The 17,636-nt window shown below is 54.7% G+C and carries 13 protein-coding genes and 2 pseudogenes; 5 read left to right on the top strand and 10 right to left on the bottom strand.

The window, feature by feature from the left end; translation table 11 throughout:
- Window positions 1-240: 240 nt before the first annotated feature.
- Entirely contained in the window at window positions 241-1,023 is a 783-nt protein-coding gene (locus V5N13_RS15460) for an IclR family transcriptional regulator (RefSeq protein WP_336361523.1), read from the top strand.
- Window positions 1,024-1,365: 342 nt separating this feature from the next.
- Here the strand turns inward: V5N13_RS15460 and V5N13_RS15465 are convergent, their stop codons facing one another.
- The 3 genes and pseudogenes from V5N13_RS15465 to V5N13_RS15470 all read right to left on the bottom strand — a co-directional run.
- Window positions 1,366-1,680, bottom strand: a complete 315-nt coding sequence (locus V5N13_RS15465; RefSeq protein ID WP_336361524.1) for a hypothetical protein — start codon at window positions 1,678-1,680, stop codon at window positions 1,366-1,368.
- Between the two features lie 486 nt (window positions 1,681-2,166).
- Window positions 2,167-2,304: pseudogene (locus V5N13_RS17195) on the bottom strand (IS630 family transposase); the annotation flags it as partial.
- 39 nt (window positions 2,305-2,343) lie between these two features.
- Window positions 2,344-2,706, bottom strand: a pseudogene (locus V5N13_RS15470) (winged helix-turn-helix domain-containing protein); the annotation flags it as partial.
- 605 nt (window positions 2,707-3,311) lie between these two features.
- Between V5N13_RS15470 and V5N13_RS15475 the strand changes: the two are divergent.
- Window positions 3,312-3,764 (top strand): SRPBCC family protein, encoded by a 453-nt coding sequence (locus V5N13_RS15475; RefSeq protein WP_336361525.1) that lies wholly within the window; start codon window positions 3,312-3,314, stop codon window positions 3,762-3,764.
- Between the two features lie 291 nt (window positions 3,765-4,055).
- Here V5N13_RS15475 and V5N13_RS15480 read toward each other — a convergent pair whose 3' ends face one another.
- From V5N13_RS15480 to V5N13_RS15495, 4 genes are all read right to left on the bottom strand, one after another.
- A complete protein-coding gene (locus V5N13_RS15480) occupies window positions 4,056-5,474 on the bottom strand; it encodes a dihydroorotase (RefSeq protein WP_336361526.1) in 1,419 nt (472 codons plus the stop codon).
- A gap of 1,117 nt (window positions 5,475-6,591) precedes the next feature.
- The gene (locus V5N13_RS15485) at window positions 6,592-7,671 is read right to left on the bottom strand and encodes a thermonuclease family protein (protein WP_336361527.1); all 1,080 of its coding nucleotides are present in this window, start codon (window positions 7,669-7,671) and stop codon (window positions 6,592-6,594) included.
- Window positions 7,672-7,754: 83 nt separating this feature from the next.
- Entirely contained in the window at window positions 7,755-11,318 is a 3,564-nt protein-coding gene (locus tag V5N13_RS15490; RefSeq protein WP_336361528.1) for a type IV secretory system conjugative DNA transfer family protein, read from the bottom strand.
- Between the two features lie 463 nt (window positions 11,319-11,781).
- Complete coding sequence (locus V5N13_RS15495; RefSeq protein WP_336361529.1) at window positions 11,782-12,363, bottom strand: DUF7342 family protein; 582 nt, start codon at window positions 12,361-12,363, stop codon at window positions 11,782-11,784.
- A 238-nt stretch (window positions 12,364-12,601) separates the two neighbouring features.
- On the opposite strand from V5N13_RS15495, the gene V5N13_RS15500 reads away from it, so the two are divergent.
- Entirely contained in the window at window positions 12,602-12,865 is a 264-nt protein-coding gene (locus tag V5N13_RS15500) for a hypothetical protein (RefSeq protein ID WP_336361530.1), read from the top strand.
- Window positions 12,866-13,124: 259 nt separating this feature from the next.
- On the opposite strand, the gene V5N13_RS15505 is transcribed toward V5N13_RS15500, so the two are convergent.
- Window positions 13,125-13,547 carry a CoA-binding protein gene (locus V5N13_RS15505; RefSeq protein WP_336361531.1) on the bottom strand — a complete coding sequence of 141 codons (423 nt, stop codon included), beginning with the start codon at window positions 13,545-13,547 and terminating at the stop codon, window positions 13,125-13,127.
- Window positions 13,548-13,674: 127 nt separating this feature from the next.
- Window positions 13,675-14,361, bottom strand: a complete 687-nt coding sequence (locus V5N13_RS15510; protein WP_336361532.1) for a DUF998 domain-containing protein — start codon at window positions 14,359-14,361, stop codon at window positions 13,675-13,677.
- 698 nt (window positions 14,362-15,059) lie between these two features.
- On the opposite strand from V5N13_RS15510, the gene V5N13_RS15515 reads away from it, so the two are divergent.
- Together V5N13_RS15515 and V5N13_RS15520 are read left to right on the top strand one after the other, a co-directional pair.
- On the top strand, window positions 15,060-15,617 hold the full coding sequence (locus tag V5N13_RS15515; protein WP_336361533.1) for an NUDIX hydrolase: 558 nt from the start codon (window positions 15,060-15,062) through the stop codon (window positions 15,615-15,617).
- Window positions 15,618-15,683: 66 nt separating this feature from the next.
- A complete protein-coding gene (locus V5N13_RS15520; protein WP_336361534.1) occupies window positions 15,684-15,953 on the top strand; it encodes a zinc ribbon domain-containing protein in 270 nt (89 codons plus the stop codon).
- A gap of 11 nt (window positions 15,954-15,964) precedes the next feature.
- Here V5N13_RS15520 and V5N13_RS15525 read toward each other — a convergent pair whose 3' ends face one another.
- Window positions 15,965-16,996, bottom strand: a complete 1,032-nt coding sequence (locus V5N13_RS15525; RefSeq protein WP_336361535.1) for a DHH family phosphoesterase — start codon at window positions 16,994-16,996, stop codon at window positions 15,965-15,967.
- Window positions 16,997-17,636 lie beyond the last annotated feature (640 nt).

Below are 17,636 nucleotides of genomic sequence, written 5' to 3' on the forward strand. Positions count from 1 at the left end.
CTAATACATATTCTCCAATATTTATTTTGGGTAATTTTGAGAAGCTAACACACTATTGCGGGAATTAATCAAAAGTTCGGACAATTATTATTACTACGGACTCCAAAAACATGGGGATATTTCTCTTGACGGTGTATTTTTCCGAAAAATTTGCGTGAGGGGCACGGACCAATCTTCAATTCGACTTTCTGATATTTTGAGAGGGGCAAATTGAAGTCAAGGCTTGACTATGCCTAGCACATGGTTCAAAATTCGCCAGACGGCGGCCCGCGGACGATAGCGGCAGTCGAAAAAGCGTGTGCGATTGTGGACTCTCTCCATGAGATGAACGGCGCAACGCTCACGGAAGTCGCAGATCATCTCGACTTGACCCCAGGGACAGTGTACCCGCACCTAGCGACTCTGATGCAGCAAGAACTAGTAATCAAGCAAGACGACCATTATTACACCGGATACCGATTTCTGACCATCGGTGAAACTCGACGACGGAACGATGTCCTTTTTGAGCACGCTATGGATGAAATTGATGAGTTTGCTCAAGAGGCGAACGTCCGAATGCAAATCTACATCGAAGAGTTCGGGCGGGCGGTTTGTATTGGAATAGCGGGTGGGAAGCGGAGCATCTCCCCTGTAGATGAGGTCGGTTACCGCACCCCGCTCCACTGTATTGCAGCTGGCAAAGCGATGTTGGCGGAGTTCGATCAGGACCAGTTGGACGAACATATTTCGCGCCATGGACTGTCTGAACACACCGAGAACACGATTACGAACCGCGACCGTCTCGTTGCCGAACTCAAGGAAATATCAGACCAAGGATACGCTGTCAACGACGAAGAATATATCCCCCGATTGCGTGCTGTAGGTGCAGCGGTTACGAAGGAAGATGGTTCTATCCTGGGAGCGATATCGGCTTCAGCCCCGGTTGGCGTTCTGAGTGGAAGAAGGCTCTCCGAGGAGCTGCCAAAACAGATCGTGGCAATGGCACACACGATCGAAATGAATATCAGAGTTCAAAGCGAATGACATTTGCTGGCCGCAAGTTTGCAACCCTGCAGGTTTGTGAGGATTAAGCATGAATATAATTGGTATATTTGACTGAAAATAGGCTACCTCACGTAATTCCGCGATATTATTGGACATTCAGTTAGAGTGTATCGGTGGTACAGTGCTTGTGGGCATCAAACCGTGAATTATTCCCCTTAGCAGTCGTGCCTACAATCTTACTCGTATCTGTCAAAGTGGTCGTGCACGGCCAGCTGCTCCTCTGGGACTCACCTCAGCCCGTCTCATAGTAAAATGCGTCCCTTGTTTGGAAACTTTCCATAACAGTAGTACGTCTGTTATTCGAGTTGCCAGGTATGATGATTAATAAGCCGAGAAACTGATATCGACATTCCCCTCATTAATTCTCACGACAAGAATACAATCACACATTGTAACTTCCCCAGAACCGTTGGGACCTCCGTCGGTAGTTACAGATACATTATATTTCTTGTCTAACTCTAGGTCGGTTTCAAACACCTCCATCTGATCCGGTTCAAGTGTTATTTGCTTCTCGAAAACAATATTATTTTTAGTGGAATCAACCTCCGCTATAGCAAGAGATATTGTGAGGATTTTCTCAGACCTGTTATATATTTCCAACCTTTTGTATGCTTCTACGTCTGATGATTCGAACATAGAGAGACATCCTGACCATGCTGTAAGAATGCCTGTGGAGATCCCAAGTAATGTACGTCGATTCATGAGATTTTCGGAAGGTAAGGAATGGTATGATAAATATTTTCTGTAAATATTGTTGGAGAATTTATTCCTTCACACATGCTTGAATTGGCAGAAGAATTCTCTCAAAGTCCACATATTCTGATATTATCTATGTGTGTAATTTTGCCTTCTCCCACCTCAGTAAGTGGCGCTTTTCTCCTCTGAGGGTATCCAGTACCCCCCGAATACGACCATGGCGTCGGTTCGTGGCCGTTCTCTTACCCACGAAAGAGACGTCTTGTTCCGCTGTGACCAATGGCGGATTACACCGAGAGCTCCGGTAGCGCGAAGAGCTGGCGTCAAGGCGAACCTTGAAGACAGCTACATGCGCTACAGCTGACCCACATAACAACACAGCTGTTATTCATTTCCATAACCACAACACGAGTACCACAGTAAGCGCTAGAAGTAATTACTCACACTCTGGAGGAGACGCTGGTCGAGAGCGGTATCAATCGCTGTGGTGAGCTCGTCAAGTGAGAAAAAGGTGCTACTGAGAGCTGCTTGGAGCTGTCTCCTGCATTCACTGACTGAGTTCAAACCAACGAGTCCGAAGGGGAGTCCGTCACAGCTCGTGACGGCTGAGCGGTGAGATTTTTGATAGCTCAATCCCGCTTCCTTCAGCAACCGTCGGCAACTCGGGATCGAATACTCCACATCGAAGCTGACTCCGAGGTATTGCTGAGCGAACGCCAGTGTCCACGTCGGCGTGTCGATTCTGATTTGTCCGGGTGGCTCCAGAAACCGCCTTTGTATTTCTCTTACCATGAGTTTGAGGGCTTCCGTGTTCTCCTAGAATCCCGTCAGTAACGCCTTGATGAACCCTCTCATCGGTGTCATCCGGCGCTGAAGGTCGTTCCACTCGGCCATCTCTGTCTGCTTCACACAGTGCTTGTTCGCGATTGCAGCTAAGAGCCGTTGTGTCAGCTTCTTTCCTTCCACGTTGTCGAGAGCCCTTTACAGCTCTTCGACAGGATTTTCATCAAGATGGTTCACTCACTACTGCACCAATTTGTGAGCAAATAATTCTAACGTTCTCTTATTTCAGCTGCATATTTCGAAGAGGACCGACCGTTCATTCTTGGTGCTAAGTTAGTCTGGCATTGACTTCATCACAAAGAATATTCTTGACGTACAGTTTTTGGGACGATATGGCACCATTCCGGTGTTACCTTTCTGCGTGGAATCCGCGAGAAACACGATATTTTTGAAGCAGTATTTCCCGTCGTTTAGTTCCTCCTCTATTCAGTTACTAGGATGCGTTCAACGGGGTTCTCGCTCATCCTTTGTTCTGTTTTCTCTGTTGGCCAGTTCGGCTGCCAAAACCGTTTTTGCTTGTTTGTATAGTTTTGACAGGTTGGATGATGTCCAGTGCTATCCTGATATAGCAGCCTTCGAATCCTCACGAGTAGTGTACGGCTTCATATATGTACTATAGATAGACTTCAAATCGGCGTTCAGAAGTAAACTATTCGTGCTCATCGGTCCACGAGCGTTCACGCACGGAGCCTCTATTTCTTTGCAAGACGTATTCATTGTGACGGACAATGACGAATAAAGCGAGTAGGGGTATCGGTGGGGGATTGATTGTTTCAGTATCCAATATAATCGACCGACCGGTTTCTGACGTGTTCCATTTCATCGCCGACCAACATGTCGAGAATCACCCACGATGGGATCCTGATATCGAACTAGAACAGGAGTCGGATGGTTCGATCGAAGTTGGAACCATCATTCGCCGTCGGAACACACGGTATGACACACCCGTCGAGGGAACGATGGAGATAACAGAATTCGAACGCAACCAAGCGATGGGCTCGATTATCAGAGAGGGTGGCTTCGAGATGCAGGGGCGAATCACCTTTGAGGACTTGGGATTGTCTCAAACGCGGATTACCCAGCAGGCGTCTGTTCCAGATTCGATTGATGAGGCACTGATTCGTCAAATGATGGAACGAAGCTCAGCGACGATCAAGGAGTTACTCGAATCAGCAGAGTAGTGCGGGGTTACCCGACTCATGGAAAGTCCCGTCCTTTAGATCATTGCTAGGACACTCGATATCTTTTTCGCACGGGAAAACACCTGGGTTCCAGAGTTGGGCGGTTGTCCGTTGCGTCGGATGTCCATGAAGAATCCTCTAACTAGAGCCAGTTAATCGTTCTCTCGAAGAGTGCCCCTTTGCGTCTACCCGACCAATCACATCTCACGATTTCGTTCCGTGGCGGATATGCGCTCTGTTTGCAGCACCTTGGATGGACACCAGAGGTGACCCCTTCCTTACAGGAGTCAGTTACGCTGCGTCGACGCCGCTTGGCCCCCGAGGGAGGTATTCGCCGATCCCCTTCTCCGTGAGGATCTCGTCGTCTTCGACGACCACTTTTCCGCTCGTGATGACGTGGCTCGGCGAGCCCCGAAGGGTTCGGTCGTACGCCGAACACCAGTCGTTACCCAGGCCCTCGAGCCACTCGGAGTCGACGTGAACCTCCTTGTCGAGGTCGACGATCAGCATGTCCGCGTCCGCACCCTCGACGAGTGCGCCCTTCCGAGGGTACAGTCCGAAGCGCTTCGCCGTGTTCGTCGAACACGTCTCGACGAGTCGCTCCATGCTGATGCGGTTCTTGTTGACGCCTTCGTGGAGCAGCAGGGGCAGGAACGTCTGCAAACCCTGGTCGCCCGGCGGGCCCTCCCAGAAGCTGCCGTTCCTTTCGCCCTTGAACTCTCGCGGATATGGGCAGTGGTCGGTCCCGACGTGCTGGAGCGCGCCAGTGCGGAGACCCGCCCACAGCGCCTCCTGGTCTTCCTTGTACCGGATCGGGGGGGATATCTTCCCCCACAGCCCGACGTCCTCGTCCTCACAGTGGTTCGCGAGGAAGGAGGGGAGCGTCTCTCCGTAGAGTTGGACCCCGCGATCCTGATATTTCTTGAGGACGGGGATCGTCTCTTTGGCGCTGTTGTGAACGACGTAGGCAGTGGCGTCGGTCTCTTCGCACAGCATGCCAATCTGCTCAACCTGCATTGCCTGCGCGATGCCCGGGGAGCTGTCGGCCCACGCCCGCAAGCTATCACGCCCCTCCTCATCTCGGACCTGGGGGATTGTCTTCTGGAGCAGGTCGTCGTTCTCCGCGTGGAACATCACGACTGCACCGCCCATGTCCGACGTCTTCCGGAAGACTTCGTACACTCGACCGGCGTCGGAGTGGCCGATTCCCAGCTCCGGCGCAGACTTCTTGTACATGTTGAAGAAGAGCTTGAACGAGCGAATTCCCGCGTCGTCCGCGAGTTGCTCGATCTCCTCGACATGGTGGTCCTGGTGGATGATCGCGTGGAAGCCGAAGTCGATGTACGACTGCTCCTCACCGGTGTCGACGAAGAAGTCCATGTCCGACATGTACGGCTCCTCCTGAAGGAGGAAGGTAAAGAATGAGGTCACGCCGCCCTTGAGGGAGGCGCGGGTCTCGGTTTCCATGTCTAGCTCGAACTGGGTGTGGTAGTCGTTTTCGTAACCCGCCGAGAGCCCCATGTGGTTGTGCGGGCAGATGATTCCCGGAATCAGGTGGTTCTGCTCCGCGTCTATCTCTTCGTCGGCCTCCGGGAGCGTTTCCTTGGATCCCACCGCGGTGATCTTGCCGTCTTCGACCGCTACGCCTCCGCGTATCGTTCCGGCCGGCGTAACGACACGGCTGTTAACAATCCTCAAGTCTGCTGGCATGCGACTGTCCTATCTCCGGTCTAAAACATAAGTACCATGATTGTTTTACCGGCAGGGAACTGTCTCGTTACGCCAGTGTGAGGAACAAGCAGGTCGGTGGGTTCGTTGGTCAGAATGCTCGTAGACCTGCTCAGCGAGTCGTTAGTGGCGGACTATCAGGCATCTTGGGAGCGCGAGCGGACGGAGACACATACACAGTTGCGTCGTAGCCGAAACAAACCGATTCTCCCTGGCTCGGAAGTCGACATTCGGTCGCGTTTCGCGTTACTGCATCGTCAGTATAGAACGACAAAGACCGAGAATACGACGACAGCACCAATTGCGACTCCAAGCCATTCCCCGTACGGAATACCAATTTCGAGGACGGCTCTACCCGTCATGAGGGTTTCATAATCGGTTTTCCTCTTGTGTTTTTACTGTCTCACCGAATTAACTCTACACCGAATTAGCTCTCCAAGTGGCTGAGACGGCCTGTATCGAAGGGAGTGAGCCGTAGTCGGCACATCTACTGAGGTGTCATAATCAGAATTACTGCCTTTGAGTTGGTTCTGGAGTGTCTAGGAGATTCTGTGCCTGTTATTTCGACTTCATAATCGGGTTCATTGCCCGGAAGAGGCTGGTTGAGACTGGCTGTGTTTGAACTAGTGTGGAATTTTTGCGGAGGCGAAACTGGCGTTTGAGCGGGTGAGATGTTTGAATTCGATGGATTTGTTGATTTTTGCATGTTGCACAGTAACTCCAAATCCGCCTCTCAGAGTTTCATAATCGGTTTCCTTCTTGCGGTTTCGAGTTTTTGAAAATGAGCCGGTCACGTCAAAACAGTTTCTTCAAAATCGCGTTACGTACCCGGGTTTGGGAATATTCTGGCTCTCACCATCTCTCTTTGTTGCTCGCTTGGTCGCCACATTCACTCTAGGTCCCACACATCGTCTTCTCTACCGCTCTCTTCCGGGCAAAATACCCGAGTTTGCAAATGTAACGACTCGCGTAGCACCGCCTAGATTCCCGCTGACTCATGCTACAGAACTATATGCGATTATGAGCACGCTCCAACAGAACCAGCACCGAACAGTGGTCAGGAATTCAATGCTGTAGAAACTCCCTTCAGCTAGAATCCTCATTGGAGGCTTTCACAGGCAATGCCGTCATTATCTGCATCGAGTCGGTGTGGGTCAGACGGATCGTTCTCAAGGACGGTTTGGGCTTGCTCGTGCGTGTCGAAGTGTCCACAGTCATAATCGCCATCCGCAGGTAGGGGTGGCAAGTCTACATCATCAGTGTTCGATTCGGTCGGTGTGGGCGTTGGCGTTGGAATATCGGACACATCCCAGAGGCCAACTTCATTCTCTCGTGCGTCTTCTTCAGCGGCTCTGAACTCAGTACGCTTTGAGAATGAACTGTCGTAGAAGCGGGCGTAGCCCTGCGTGAGCAACTCCTTGTTGAAGTTGTCTCCGTCTACGTAGACATAGACGAGGAGCCGACCATAGTAGCCACGTCGGTCTGCTTGTGGGTCAACGGCGATGCGTACCGTTTTGCCATCGAGTTCTCGAACTGCGAATGCTTCTGCTCGCTCACCCCACTCGAAGAGGTGGTCTCGTCCTGCAACCGTGTCTGGAATGCCCTCGTATTCGGAGGGATTCACTTGGCTATACGTCGTTTCAGGTGTGTCAACGCCCAAGAGTCGGAGGGTGTCGATTTCGCCATTCGGGAATCGTGCCTCGACAGTATCACCGTCAATGACGCGGGTAATCGTCACCGTCCACTCGGTGCCCTCGTTCGGTCCGGATGGTGCAACGGTGGTTGGCGCTGGTGTCGGTGTCGGTGTCGGTGTTGGCGTTCGAGTAGTCGTCGTGACTGCCGTAGTCCTCGCTGTTGTCGTCGTTGGCCGTGGAGTTGTCGTCGTCACGATGCGGGTTGTCGTCACAACAGTCGTGGAGACAATCGTGGTCTGCTGTGTTGGGGTAGGGGTTCGTTGTGGCGTTGTCACCACCGTGGGTTCAACCTGTGTTTGTGACGTCGGTGTCTCGCTCGTGGTTGGTCGCTCCCGTTCTGTTTCGCTCTCGATAGCGTCTGTCTGCTCGCCTTGCTCTGCCGTCGAGAACTCAGTCGTCTGCCCTGTTTGGGGCGATTCGACACACCCAGAGAGGATGACGAAGCACGCCAAAAGATAGACAATGAGCGTTCTGCCGCGAATCATGTTTCAGATTCGACTGAAATTGGGATAGTAAATTCGTGCTTACAAAATGTTCATCTCAGCACAATAGGGCAGCGCACATTCATTCACCGCTCCAAATACCGGTCACGCAACCACGCCGCAGGATACATCGCCGTCAACCCGGGTGTGTCGATGTTGAAATGCTGGGGTGGCGTTGTCTCAGCGTAGGTCTTCTCCACACGCGGCTCGCCTCCGTTCGAGTTGTTCAACGCCGACAACACCTTGTGCCCATCTGATTGCGACATCACCACCCAAATCGATTCTGCTGGCTCACACGCAGCCATCTTATCGAAATCTTCGGGAACGGCTTTCCGGTAATCGTGATTGATTCGCTCTGCCTCTCCTGCAACCACGACATCGCCTTCAGCATCCAACCCCACACAGTCGAGGCGATGTTGTTCAAACCCATCTGTCGCAGCCGCAGCGTCGTCTGAGCCACCCATAAAGCCAGCCGCAGGCAACTCGCCTTCACGAATCTCGTAGTACGGAACCACCTCGACGACCTCCGACTCAGGATTCTCTGCGAACTCAGTCACGATGTACTGTCGAAGTATCTCAACGGCGACGATGTGCTGACTCGATTCCTCCAAATCACCCTTTCCGTGGCCGTAATCGACGCCTTGGCGGTAGCTCTCGCCAATCTCTTTTCGACCTTCGGGGGTCACCGTAAACAACCGATGTGGGTGGTCGGTATCGTGGCGAAGCAAGTCCCCGTCCAGTAAATCCTGAATCGCCCCGCTCTCGATGCCGACGTACTCTTGGAGGCGAATCATCGAATCGCGGAGGATGTCGTACTCCAGTTCGTCATAGCGCAATCGCTGGGCGTTGTACACCACCTGCAAGAAGAGCAACTGAGGGTCAGTCCAGTCGGACAGTTCTCGTTCTTCTTCGGTGAGCTTGAGCCCAACCGAACAGACCGGAATATCATCGCGGTCAACCGCGTCAAGCGAGGAACAACACGCAATCGCACGCTTCATGCCCCCGATGGAGCGGTCGTAGCGGTTGTCACAGTTCACACAACGCAGGGCGTGAATTTCCCCATCGTACTCCACCGTCTCAGGCATGCGTTTGGTGTGCGCAAGCGCTGTGTCCACTCGAAGCGAAGGGGTTGGTTCATCTCCGTTTTCATCCGCCTCACTCGACGTGTGGAGCGTAACCCCCATTTCGTCACGCGTCCGCTTGGACAACTCAGCCATCGTCTCTTCAAACCGCACTTGCTCACTCTCCGTAAGCGGGCGCGCTCCCGCAGGGTCGCCGGGTGGCAACGGCGCAGACCGCACGAGGAACGGGCGAGGCTCAGCCGTATCGAACGCGGCAGGCAGCTTCACGAACCACTGGCCACGACGCAACGCCCGGAGGCGATTTCCAACCTCCGTCGCATCCATCTCGTCGGTCGCGAGCCGAGCAGCCAGCTCGCGGTCGATGGGCACGTTCCCCGTCACGAATGTCGAGACGTTATTGAGAACCTCGTTGTACGCCCGTTCGCTCGCCTCTCTGAGCTGGCCGGGGAATTGCATTGCGAGGGTCACCGAACACCCAAAACTCCGCGACTTGGCGAGGAACTCCGTGAGCAAATCCGTGACTGCAACGCTCGCGGCCTCCTCGATGTAGAGATTCACGAGCGGATGGTCGTCCTCCTCACCTTTCTGTGTCCGTCTTCGCAACGCCGTCCAGAGGTTCGAGAGAATGACGAGCGTGAGTACGCGCTGGGCACCACTCCGGAGGCCGCCCGTATCGAAGATAATCACCGCATTCTCGTCGAGGGAGTCAGCGAGGTCGAAGTGCGGCCCCTTCGTTTCCTCACCATCTCTGTCGGCAACGTGATTGAACATCCGCGCCAGTCGCTTGTCAACGGGAATCTTCTCAATCCGATTCGCTACGCCCTGCATGATTTCGTCAAACGAGCGGGCACGATTGGCGACCACGCCCCCGAGCATGCGTTCGAGTTCGTCATCAGACACGGCGGGTGCAGTCTGTCGCTCGTGCATCCTGCGGGCCGCGTCGTGGAGTTCTCGGTGCGAGAAGGCATCATCCCCATTCACCGGGTCGAACAGTGCTTTCACGAGATAGCGGATGATGTCGGGCGAGCGCACCGCTTGCTCGAAACGCTGCTTGCCCATGATTTGGGTGAGAATCTCGATGTAGTGGTCGACGGTATCTTCGACGGCCGTGGTTCGTGCAACCCCCGCGTCGAGTTCATCACGAATATCGAAAAACGAGAATGCTGGAAGGACTTCCGCACAGTCGAAATAGAGCACGTTGTCGAGCGTTCCGTATTTCGCAAAATGCGCGCGACAGTAGGCTTCGCCCATCCCATCACCTTTCGGGTCGATGAGGATGTTCGCACCCTCCGTCGCTTCCTGATTTTCAAGGATGGCGTTCACGAGCGCTGTGGACTTCCCCGACCCGGTCTTCCCGAACCACGCGACGTGCAACGGCTGGAGTGATGGTGGCAACGAGAGGCCACGGGCGCTTGCCGTTCCATCCTGGGTGAGTGGATGGCCAACGAGGAGGCCATCAGTGTACGCACGCAACTGGGCTGCGGGTGGGCGAGGAATCGAGGTGCGCTCGCCTGGGGTGGGCGCGACTGCTCGCTTGCCAGCCGAGGTAAGCGACTCGCCGGTGAGGATGCAGAAGTTCGGGGCTTCCCGGGCATCTGCGACGATCCCTCTGCCCGTGTGTTTCCCCCACGGGAGTCTGTTGGTCAATCGGTCGAAATCGGCCGCATAGAATCTCTGTGTGTGGATGTCCTCGTAGACGCGGTCGACGTCGTCGTCGGTGTACACCGCACTCGATATCTCATAGCAGGTGTGGCTCACGCTGTCGAAGGCGGTTGCGAGTTCGCGAATCGAGGTGGACTGGTCGGTGTCTGCCTCGAGTGTGACGGCGCGGGCGTTCACCTCGAACGAGCGGCGTGTCAGCCTTGCTGCGAGTTCGTCGAGGCGGGCTTCATCACTCGCAGACAGGATATGCTCGTCTTTCGGCGGTGGTCCCCAGATGGCGTTCGAAAGCGCTCCACCGAAGGTGTCGAGGCCGGCTTCGATGTCGATGCGACGGTCTTCTGCCTGGCGCGACCAGTCAGGCTTCGGTTGGACGAGCGTCTGGAAGACAATCGGCACCGAACTCGTTGCCATCGTCTCGATGACGTCTGAGAGTGGCAATCGGGTGTGGTCAGTTTCGTGGAACTGTTCGAACGCGGTAAGCTGGGTTTGCCAGTCTCGGCGCCGTTCTAGATTGCTAAGGAATTCGACCGCAGCGTCGGGTGTCTCATCCACCCTCAGCGTATCGACAGTCACGCGAGTGAGTTCGTACGTGTTCGGAAACATCCCATTGAGAATGCGTTCAAGGACGTCGACCGATTCGCTGTCGATGCCGACGTAATAGTCGATGGTCGTTTCGGTTGTGCCGTCAGAGACGAGGCGAAATTCGATGGTTGTCGGGTCGGGGGTTCGCCTGACGAGTCGAGAGATGAGACTCGTGGTCGTGTCTGGGCCAAGGCCATGCAGGCGTTGGAACTGTTTTGTTACCGTTCGCGGGTTCGGCGCGGTGGCTGTCGGGCGGACGCGAATGAAGGAGTGTTCGGAGTGGGCTGTCGACCGGTCGTCAGGAGGCGCGTCTGTGGCAGGCATCGAAATCTGCAGTGTTCATTCTCGGGATGTCCGCCAGTATAATAGTGCGCATAGTGATAGCAAGCGACATGATTGTCTGACAAGGGGTTTGCGTGTCGTCTCACCAGCGTGGTTCCACAGAACCGTAGCAACGAAGCCTTCGACGAGACACTCTGCTACCTTCGCCAATAGGCCGCCCGAGAGGCAGATGCGTATCTCGACTGCTTATTCGAACGCTTCCCAGAGGTCTCCAACGCGAGCGTTGATGAATGGCGCAACCACTTCTATCACGACATCGAGCAGGTCGGGCGGAAACGATTGGTCCTCCCCATCCCTGTGTCGAGCTGCCGGTGGCCGATGAAAATGATCTCGTGAGCGGGTGGAAATGTGAGGATCCGCGATATCCACACTTCGTCTGTGAGAAATGCAGCCAGGTTGCGGAGCACTTCTGGGTTTGGCGTCCGTTTCGTTCGGTCACCGCCCCTCACACCACACCCTCGTCAGGCACATCACGAGAAATCGAGCGCAACTTGCGAACTTCGCGACGAACGCTTTCCCATTTCGTGAGTGCAAGCCAGCGAGCTTCGACATCATCTGTCGGCAACGCAAGTGGGTCTACTTCGTCGGGCGTGTCAGCACCGAACAACTCGTTAAATTCTGCGTGACGGCGAAGCAATGCAGCGATTCTGTCACGTCGTTCCCGGTCGCTCAACTGCGCAAGTTCGTGTCGGCGACGCCATTCGAAGTAGGACTCGTTTCGTTCGTAGCGGTCGGGGTTCTCGCTTGCCTTCGTCAAGACTCCCAATTCGACGAGCCGGTCGAGGTGCGTTCGTGCCCCGTTTTTCGAACACGCTGCTCGCTCGGCGATATCGCTCACGCGGGTTGGCTCGTACAATGCAAGCGCAACACGGTACACCCGGTCTGCAGTCGGTTCGTTCTCACGCTTTTCACGAAGCGATGAACCGAACTCCTCTTTGGGCGGCTTTCGATCGGTTGGTGCTTTCTCAGAGGGACCGTCGTGCCCGATTGAATCTCGAATGCGGTCGATGTCTCGGTTCCCAGCCATACTCATATATTTGAACAACCGCGAGAAATAGTTACCAACTGTTCAGAAATCTCGTCATGAACGAGTTCGGCCCCGTGTTGACTATCTATTGGGCGAGTTCGAAGGTAGGTAGGTTTAAGAGCGGTCGACCGATCGTCGGTGAAAGCGTCGGCGGCGGACGATGTCACCAATTCTTGGAAATGGCGGAAAATTAGGCAAATAACGAGATGTTCTTCACCCCGGAGGGCGGAACGAGCGTATGCCTATTGAAAATCCCCCTGCCGTCGACGCTGACGTGACGGTTCACTATGTCTCTGAGCGCTCCCAATCCGTCGTCTCCCGTACGGGGAAGCTCGCTAAGGAATCTGTGACCACGAGCGACCATACCGTGGGCTTTCTCGTCGAACCCGACACCACCAGTCGGGTAACGCTCATCAACTACGACACGGGCGCGGTGTTTTCTCGTTCACAGGGTCGAACAACGTATCTGGGGCAAGTCGAGCGTCTCGAAGTCACTGAGTAGCCGATTTCGTGACGGTCCTGGCTGAACGATCGCGATTTCAGGACCGAAGCAATCACGCAACTCAGTAGTCGTGACCCTGTTTTCCCTTCGCTCGCTCTCCTCCACTTCGAATCACTTCCTTCGGTCGTGTCAAATTTCTCGGAACCGACCGTTCCGGGCGGTCATCCACTTAATAATCGTATTTCAGAGTATCATACTTCAGAGTATCATTCGGTGGCCTTGTTTCAGATGTTGACCCATGTCTCGATATTAGTAACAATCAGTCCATCGGGTGGCGAATGAGCTGTCCGTGTTCTACTTTCATGCAATGGTCCTGAACGACCTCCAATCCGGCGTCTTCGGCCATCTTGGCCGCCTCGTAGTTACGAATCCCGAGTTGCATCCAGATTGCCTTCACGTCGCCGCGGGCGATTGCCTGTTCGACGATTTCGGGGACTTCTTCGGCTGGGCGAAAAATCTGCACCACGTCGACCGTCCCTGGTACCTCGGCGAGTGAATCGTAGGCGGGTTCGCCGAAAACCTCGTCTGTCGTCGGGTTGACGGGGATGATTTCGTAGCCGTGGCGCTGGAGGTACGCGGGCACGATGTGGGCATCTTTCTCGAAGGAGGTGGATGCCCCGACGACGGCGACTCGCTTGTAGCCGAGAATCCGGCGAAGTCCGTCGGTGTCCTCGATTGGCATACCAAAGATACTGTGAGCACACAGATGAGCCTATTGCCGGGATGCCCGCACCACGTCACTCTCCGCGCTTCAAACGAGTTGTTCGACGAGCGAATCGACCCGTGTTCAGACTTCTCGGTTGTGTCTGTCAACCAACAGTCTCCGAGTCGCTGGATTTCGACCATTCCTCATCAAGTTCAACCTGGTCGGATTCACCACTCAAACGATACAGTCTACGCGACTGCCCGGCCACCCACAGCGACATCACGCCGATGAACACCCGTTGGGTGAGCCCGAGGAGTGGTGATTCGATGATGACGGTGGACACCGAGACGACGAACGTCATGAGGACGACGACTGGCGTCACTGCCGGTTCGTACCGATAGGTCGGCCATCGGTCTTCGGCACCGAGCCGGCGAGTGACGAGGCTCACTGCCGAGACGCCAGCCAGGAACGCGACGATGCTGACGATGGTGTGCAGCGTGTCGGTCACTGAATCGGGCGCCGCGGGATTCTCGGGGAACACCGCGGCCAGGAGGACGCCGCTCCCGAAGACGCCGAGCAGCGCGGTCGAAACGCGGGGTCTGCGTCCATCATCGAACCAGAAGTGGATGCCGGCCGCCAGTGCGAGGATGGAGCCTCCGAAGATACCGAAGTTGAGCTGCTGCAAGAAGGCGTACGGAGCCCCCACCGAGCCAAGCGTGCTGATGAAGTCACTCACGTGGCTGTAGCCCGGTGTGATGGCCCCGTTGAGTACGATAAGGAGCCACCACGCGATTGGCCCGAGCATACCGGCGAGGGCGAACCGACGTAATCGTCGGTTGGATCCGGACATGAATGAAATGTACGTGACACAATTATATATAATAATCGTGAGGGTTACGGGTGAGCAATGACTGGCTCAACGCGGATTTGGGATTCTGAATAGGCCTCTACCTGCAGCACGACAGTTCTGGTACCGTCCAATTATGCGGCTGGAGCGGGAGCGACAGTCGGTCACTCGTGAGGAGTTCACGAGAACTGCTTTGTCGTTAGTGTCACGAAGATACAGCTGAGCAACAGCAGAGTGGGACGCACGCCTATTGGCTTCCTTGACTACAACCAATTTCTGCCGACTTCGCGAAACTCCAGCCCATTGTTCTGGATATAGAGTTCAACTCCATGAGATTCGTTCGTCGAAAACGAGACCTCGTAGGTTTCCTCAAATAGTCCTTCTACGCTCGCCTCGAAACGGAAGTCTGTGGCTTGTTGAATCGGATTCGTTACTGTGCCTGTCTTGTAATCTCGCGAGTCAGATTGTGCTGTCATCACCAGCGTCGAGATCGTTCTCTTCGCGGGTAATATGCCATCTCACTGTTCGCTCCTCCAACGGTCGGCTGACTAGCTGACTCCACCGCAATTTTTGAACCGACATGGAAGAGAGATGGTCACAATGCATTTACTTGGGTGTCACGTTGTGTCAACGTGATGCGGTTGAGTCTCCCTGAACGCGCACACGAGTTACTCTCGAGTCACGACGTTCCGTTGGAGATCATGACGCTGAGTGAACCTCATGCCTTCCCGGAGAACGAAATTATCGTGACAGGGATCGCGAAACGCGACGGGGAAACCCTCTTCGTGAAGAACACGAAACCCGACCGAGACTGGGAGTTACCAAGTGGCACTGTCGAAGACGGGGAAACCCTGGAGGGAGCGATGCATCGAGAGTTCCTCGAAGAGACTGGATGTACGGTCGAGGAGTCAGAGCCGGTAATGGTGTTAGTGTGGGCGTTTCCCGACAGCATCCTCACTCAAATCATCTACCACATCACATGTGGGTCACAAGAAGTAGAAACAGTAGACGAGATAGCGGAAACACGCTGGATGGACGAAATTCCCGACGACGTTTCGTTCGGGTCAATCAGCCGAGAAGCCTTCGAGGACTTGCTGGAGCTAGACAATGAGGACGCACTCTCACGGCTTCGCCACCTGATAGATGGCCCGATTAAGTCACGGAAATCGTTGGCAGCTGGCGCCGCAACCGGGGGTCTCGCGGTCCTAGCCTTAGCACACCGGTACCTTCCACGGAAAGAACCCCCGTCTGAAGAGTAGAAACAGCCTGAGAATCCTTTTCGCTCCAGCATGATGCGACTATCGACTGGTTGCATGTGAACTTCTTTGATAGTATTATCGTGTCCATCGTGTGGGTTCGAGTGTGACCGTGACCTGAATGCGGCGTATAACATTCTTCAGCGTGCGTTTTCTGAAGTAGGGCAGGGACTGCCCGAATCAACGTCCTCAGAATCGTATAGCGGTTCTGATGGGCGAACGAGAGCATTGCTCTCGTTAACGCCTGTGGAGATGAGTGCCGCTGTGGACGCTACGGTGGCGTCTGCAAGCCTCGTCGTAGAACCAGGAAGCCCCGTCCTCAACGTACGCAGTGCGTAGGGCGGGGTAGTTCAGCTGTAGGGATTGTCGTGCCCCGTAGCCTCAAAGACACGCTGCTCGATGAGATTATCAGCGATCAGGATTAGTTCATCCTCATAATCTGATACGTCTCCGAAAATCCCAAGTGGTAGTTGGGCCGCGGCCATACCGTCGTGACCGCCAGCGCTTCCAACATCGCCGAAAATCTCGTCTAGGAGTTCTCCGAGCTGGACGCGCGGATCTTTCGACCGAGCGCTTACGTGAATTTTCCGTCCATTGATTCCGAACACGATGACGGTTTCGACGCCCTCGAGCTGGAGCAGGTAGTCGGTGGCCTGCGGGACAGCGTCACGTTCGGTAATGCGACCAACGTTCGCGATTAAGTACGACGAGCGTACGGTCCGAGTGTTTATCGCCGTGCCTAGGGCAGCGAGTGTGGTCTCGGAGACCGGTGGCTTAGCCATCTTTTGGAGCAGTTCCATATCCGTGAACTCGTGGAGATACTGTGCCTTCTCGTGCATGTTCGACGAGGCTTGCCGGAGATAATCATCAGTATCCTGCCGAATCGCGAACTGCATTGCAGTCGCGAGCCGCGGATGCGGTTTGATTTCGAGTTCGCGGAGGTGCTCGACGAGTATCTCCGTTGTGCTGGCATACCCGCTTCTGACATCTCGAAACGGTCCGTCGGGCGTGTTGGCTACGTGGTGGTCGATGATGATATCCACGGTGGCGTTGTCCTCTAGACCGTTGTTTCGTCCGGGACCCGCACTGTCGACGAGTGCAACACACTCCATCGAACCGACATCGTCGACGTCATACGTGTCCAACTCGATATCGAGGAGATTGACAAACACACGGTTCTGCTGGTGGCTGATGTCCCCACGGTACAACTTTCGGATGGACCCGACCCCTGCGTGGGCTCCGACTCGCCCGAGAGCCAGCGCGCTCGCAAGTGTGTCCGGGTCGGGGTTATCGTGGCAAATAATCGATAACGTGTCCGTGGACTGGAGACACTCGACGAGTGCCTCGGTTTTAGTCCCATCCGAGGGAAGGTCGGCTGTCATCAGTTACACCCCACCGTGAACAGTGGTGGTCAAGGACGACGGTGTTCTGTTCAATCTGACGGTTACCATCGTGACGTCCGGCGTCGAATTCGGGGTCTCGATGCTCACGCGACTGGTAAATGCAGGCCTCATGGGCGAGAACTGAAGGCTTCTGAAGCAGTACATCCGCGACCGTGGACACAGCTGAGTAGCCCAGTAACCGAGTTGCCCTTCGACACGGATTTCGTTCGACGAAATCTGATAATCATGGCAATGGATGTCACGCCATCCTGAAAAATCCACTTGCCACTGGTCAACGCAACTGACTGTGCAAAATTCAATTGGTATTCAGAATGTATCTTCTCAATCGCGTGCTTCCGGTGGTTCGAACGGAGGTTGCGTATTGATTGCCTGGGCGCGTCAGACACACCGCCAGACTGTGCTTGGATTACCATACCCGGCTGACTTTTTCGACGTCATTGGTGTGGGACTCTTTGATATCCAGGCACGGTGGGGAGAGACGTTCGAGGACGTCTAACGGCTGACCTCCAATAGCTCCGTTCGACGAAACCGAACATGTGATTCGTTTCGAACCCGACTCACTGTACGAACTCGAAGACCCGATCCGTTTGAAACGAGGTATCCAGAGAGCCTGCAGTAC

It is taken from the genome of Haladaptatus sp. ZSTT2 (genome assembly GCF_037081775.1).
In the GTDB taxonomy this organism is placed as follows: Archaea; Halobacteriota; Halobacteria; order Halobacteriales; family Halococcaceae; genus QDMS2.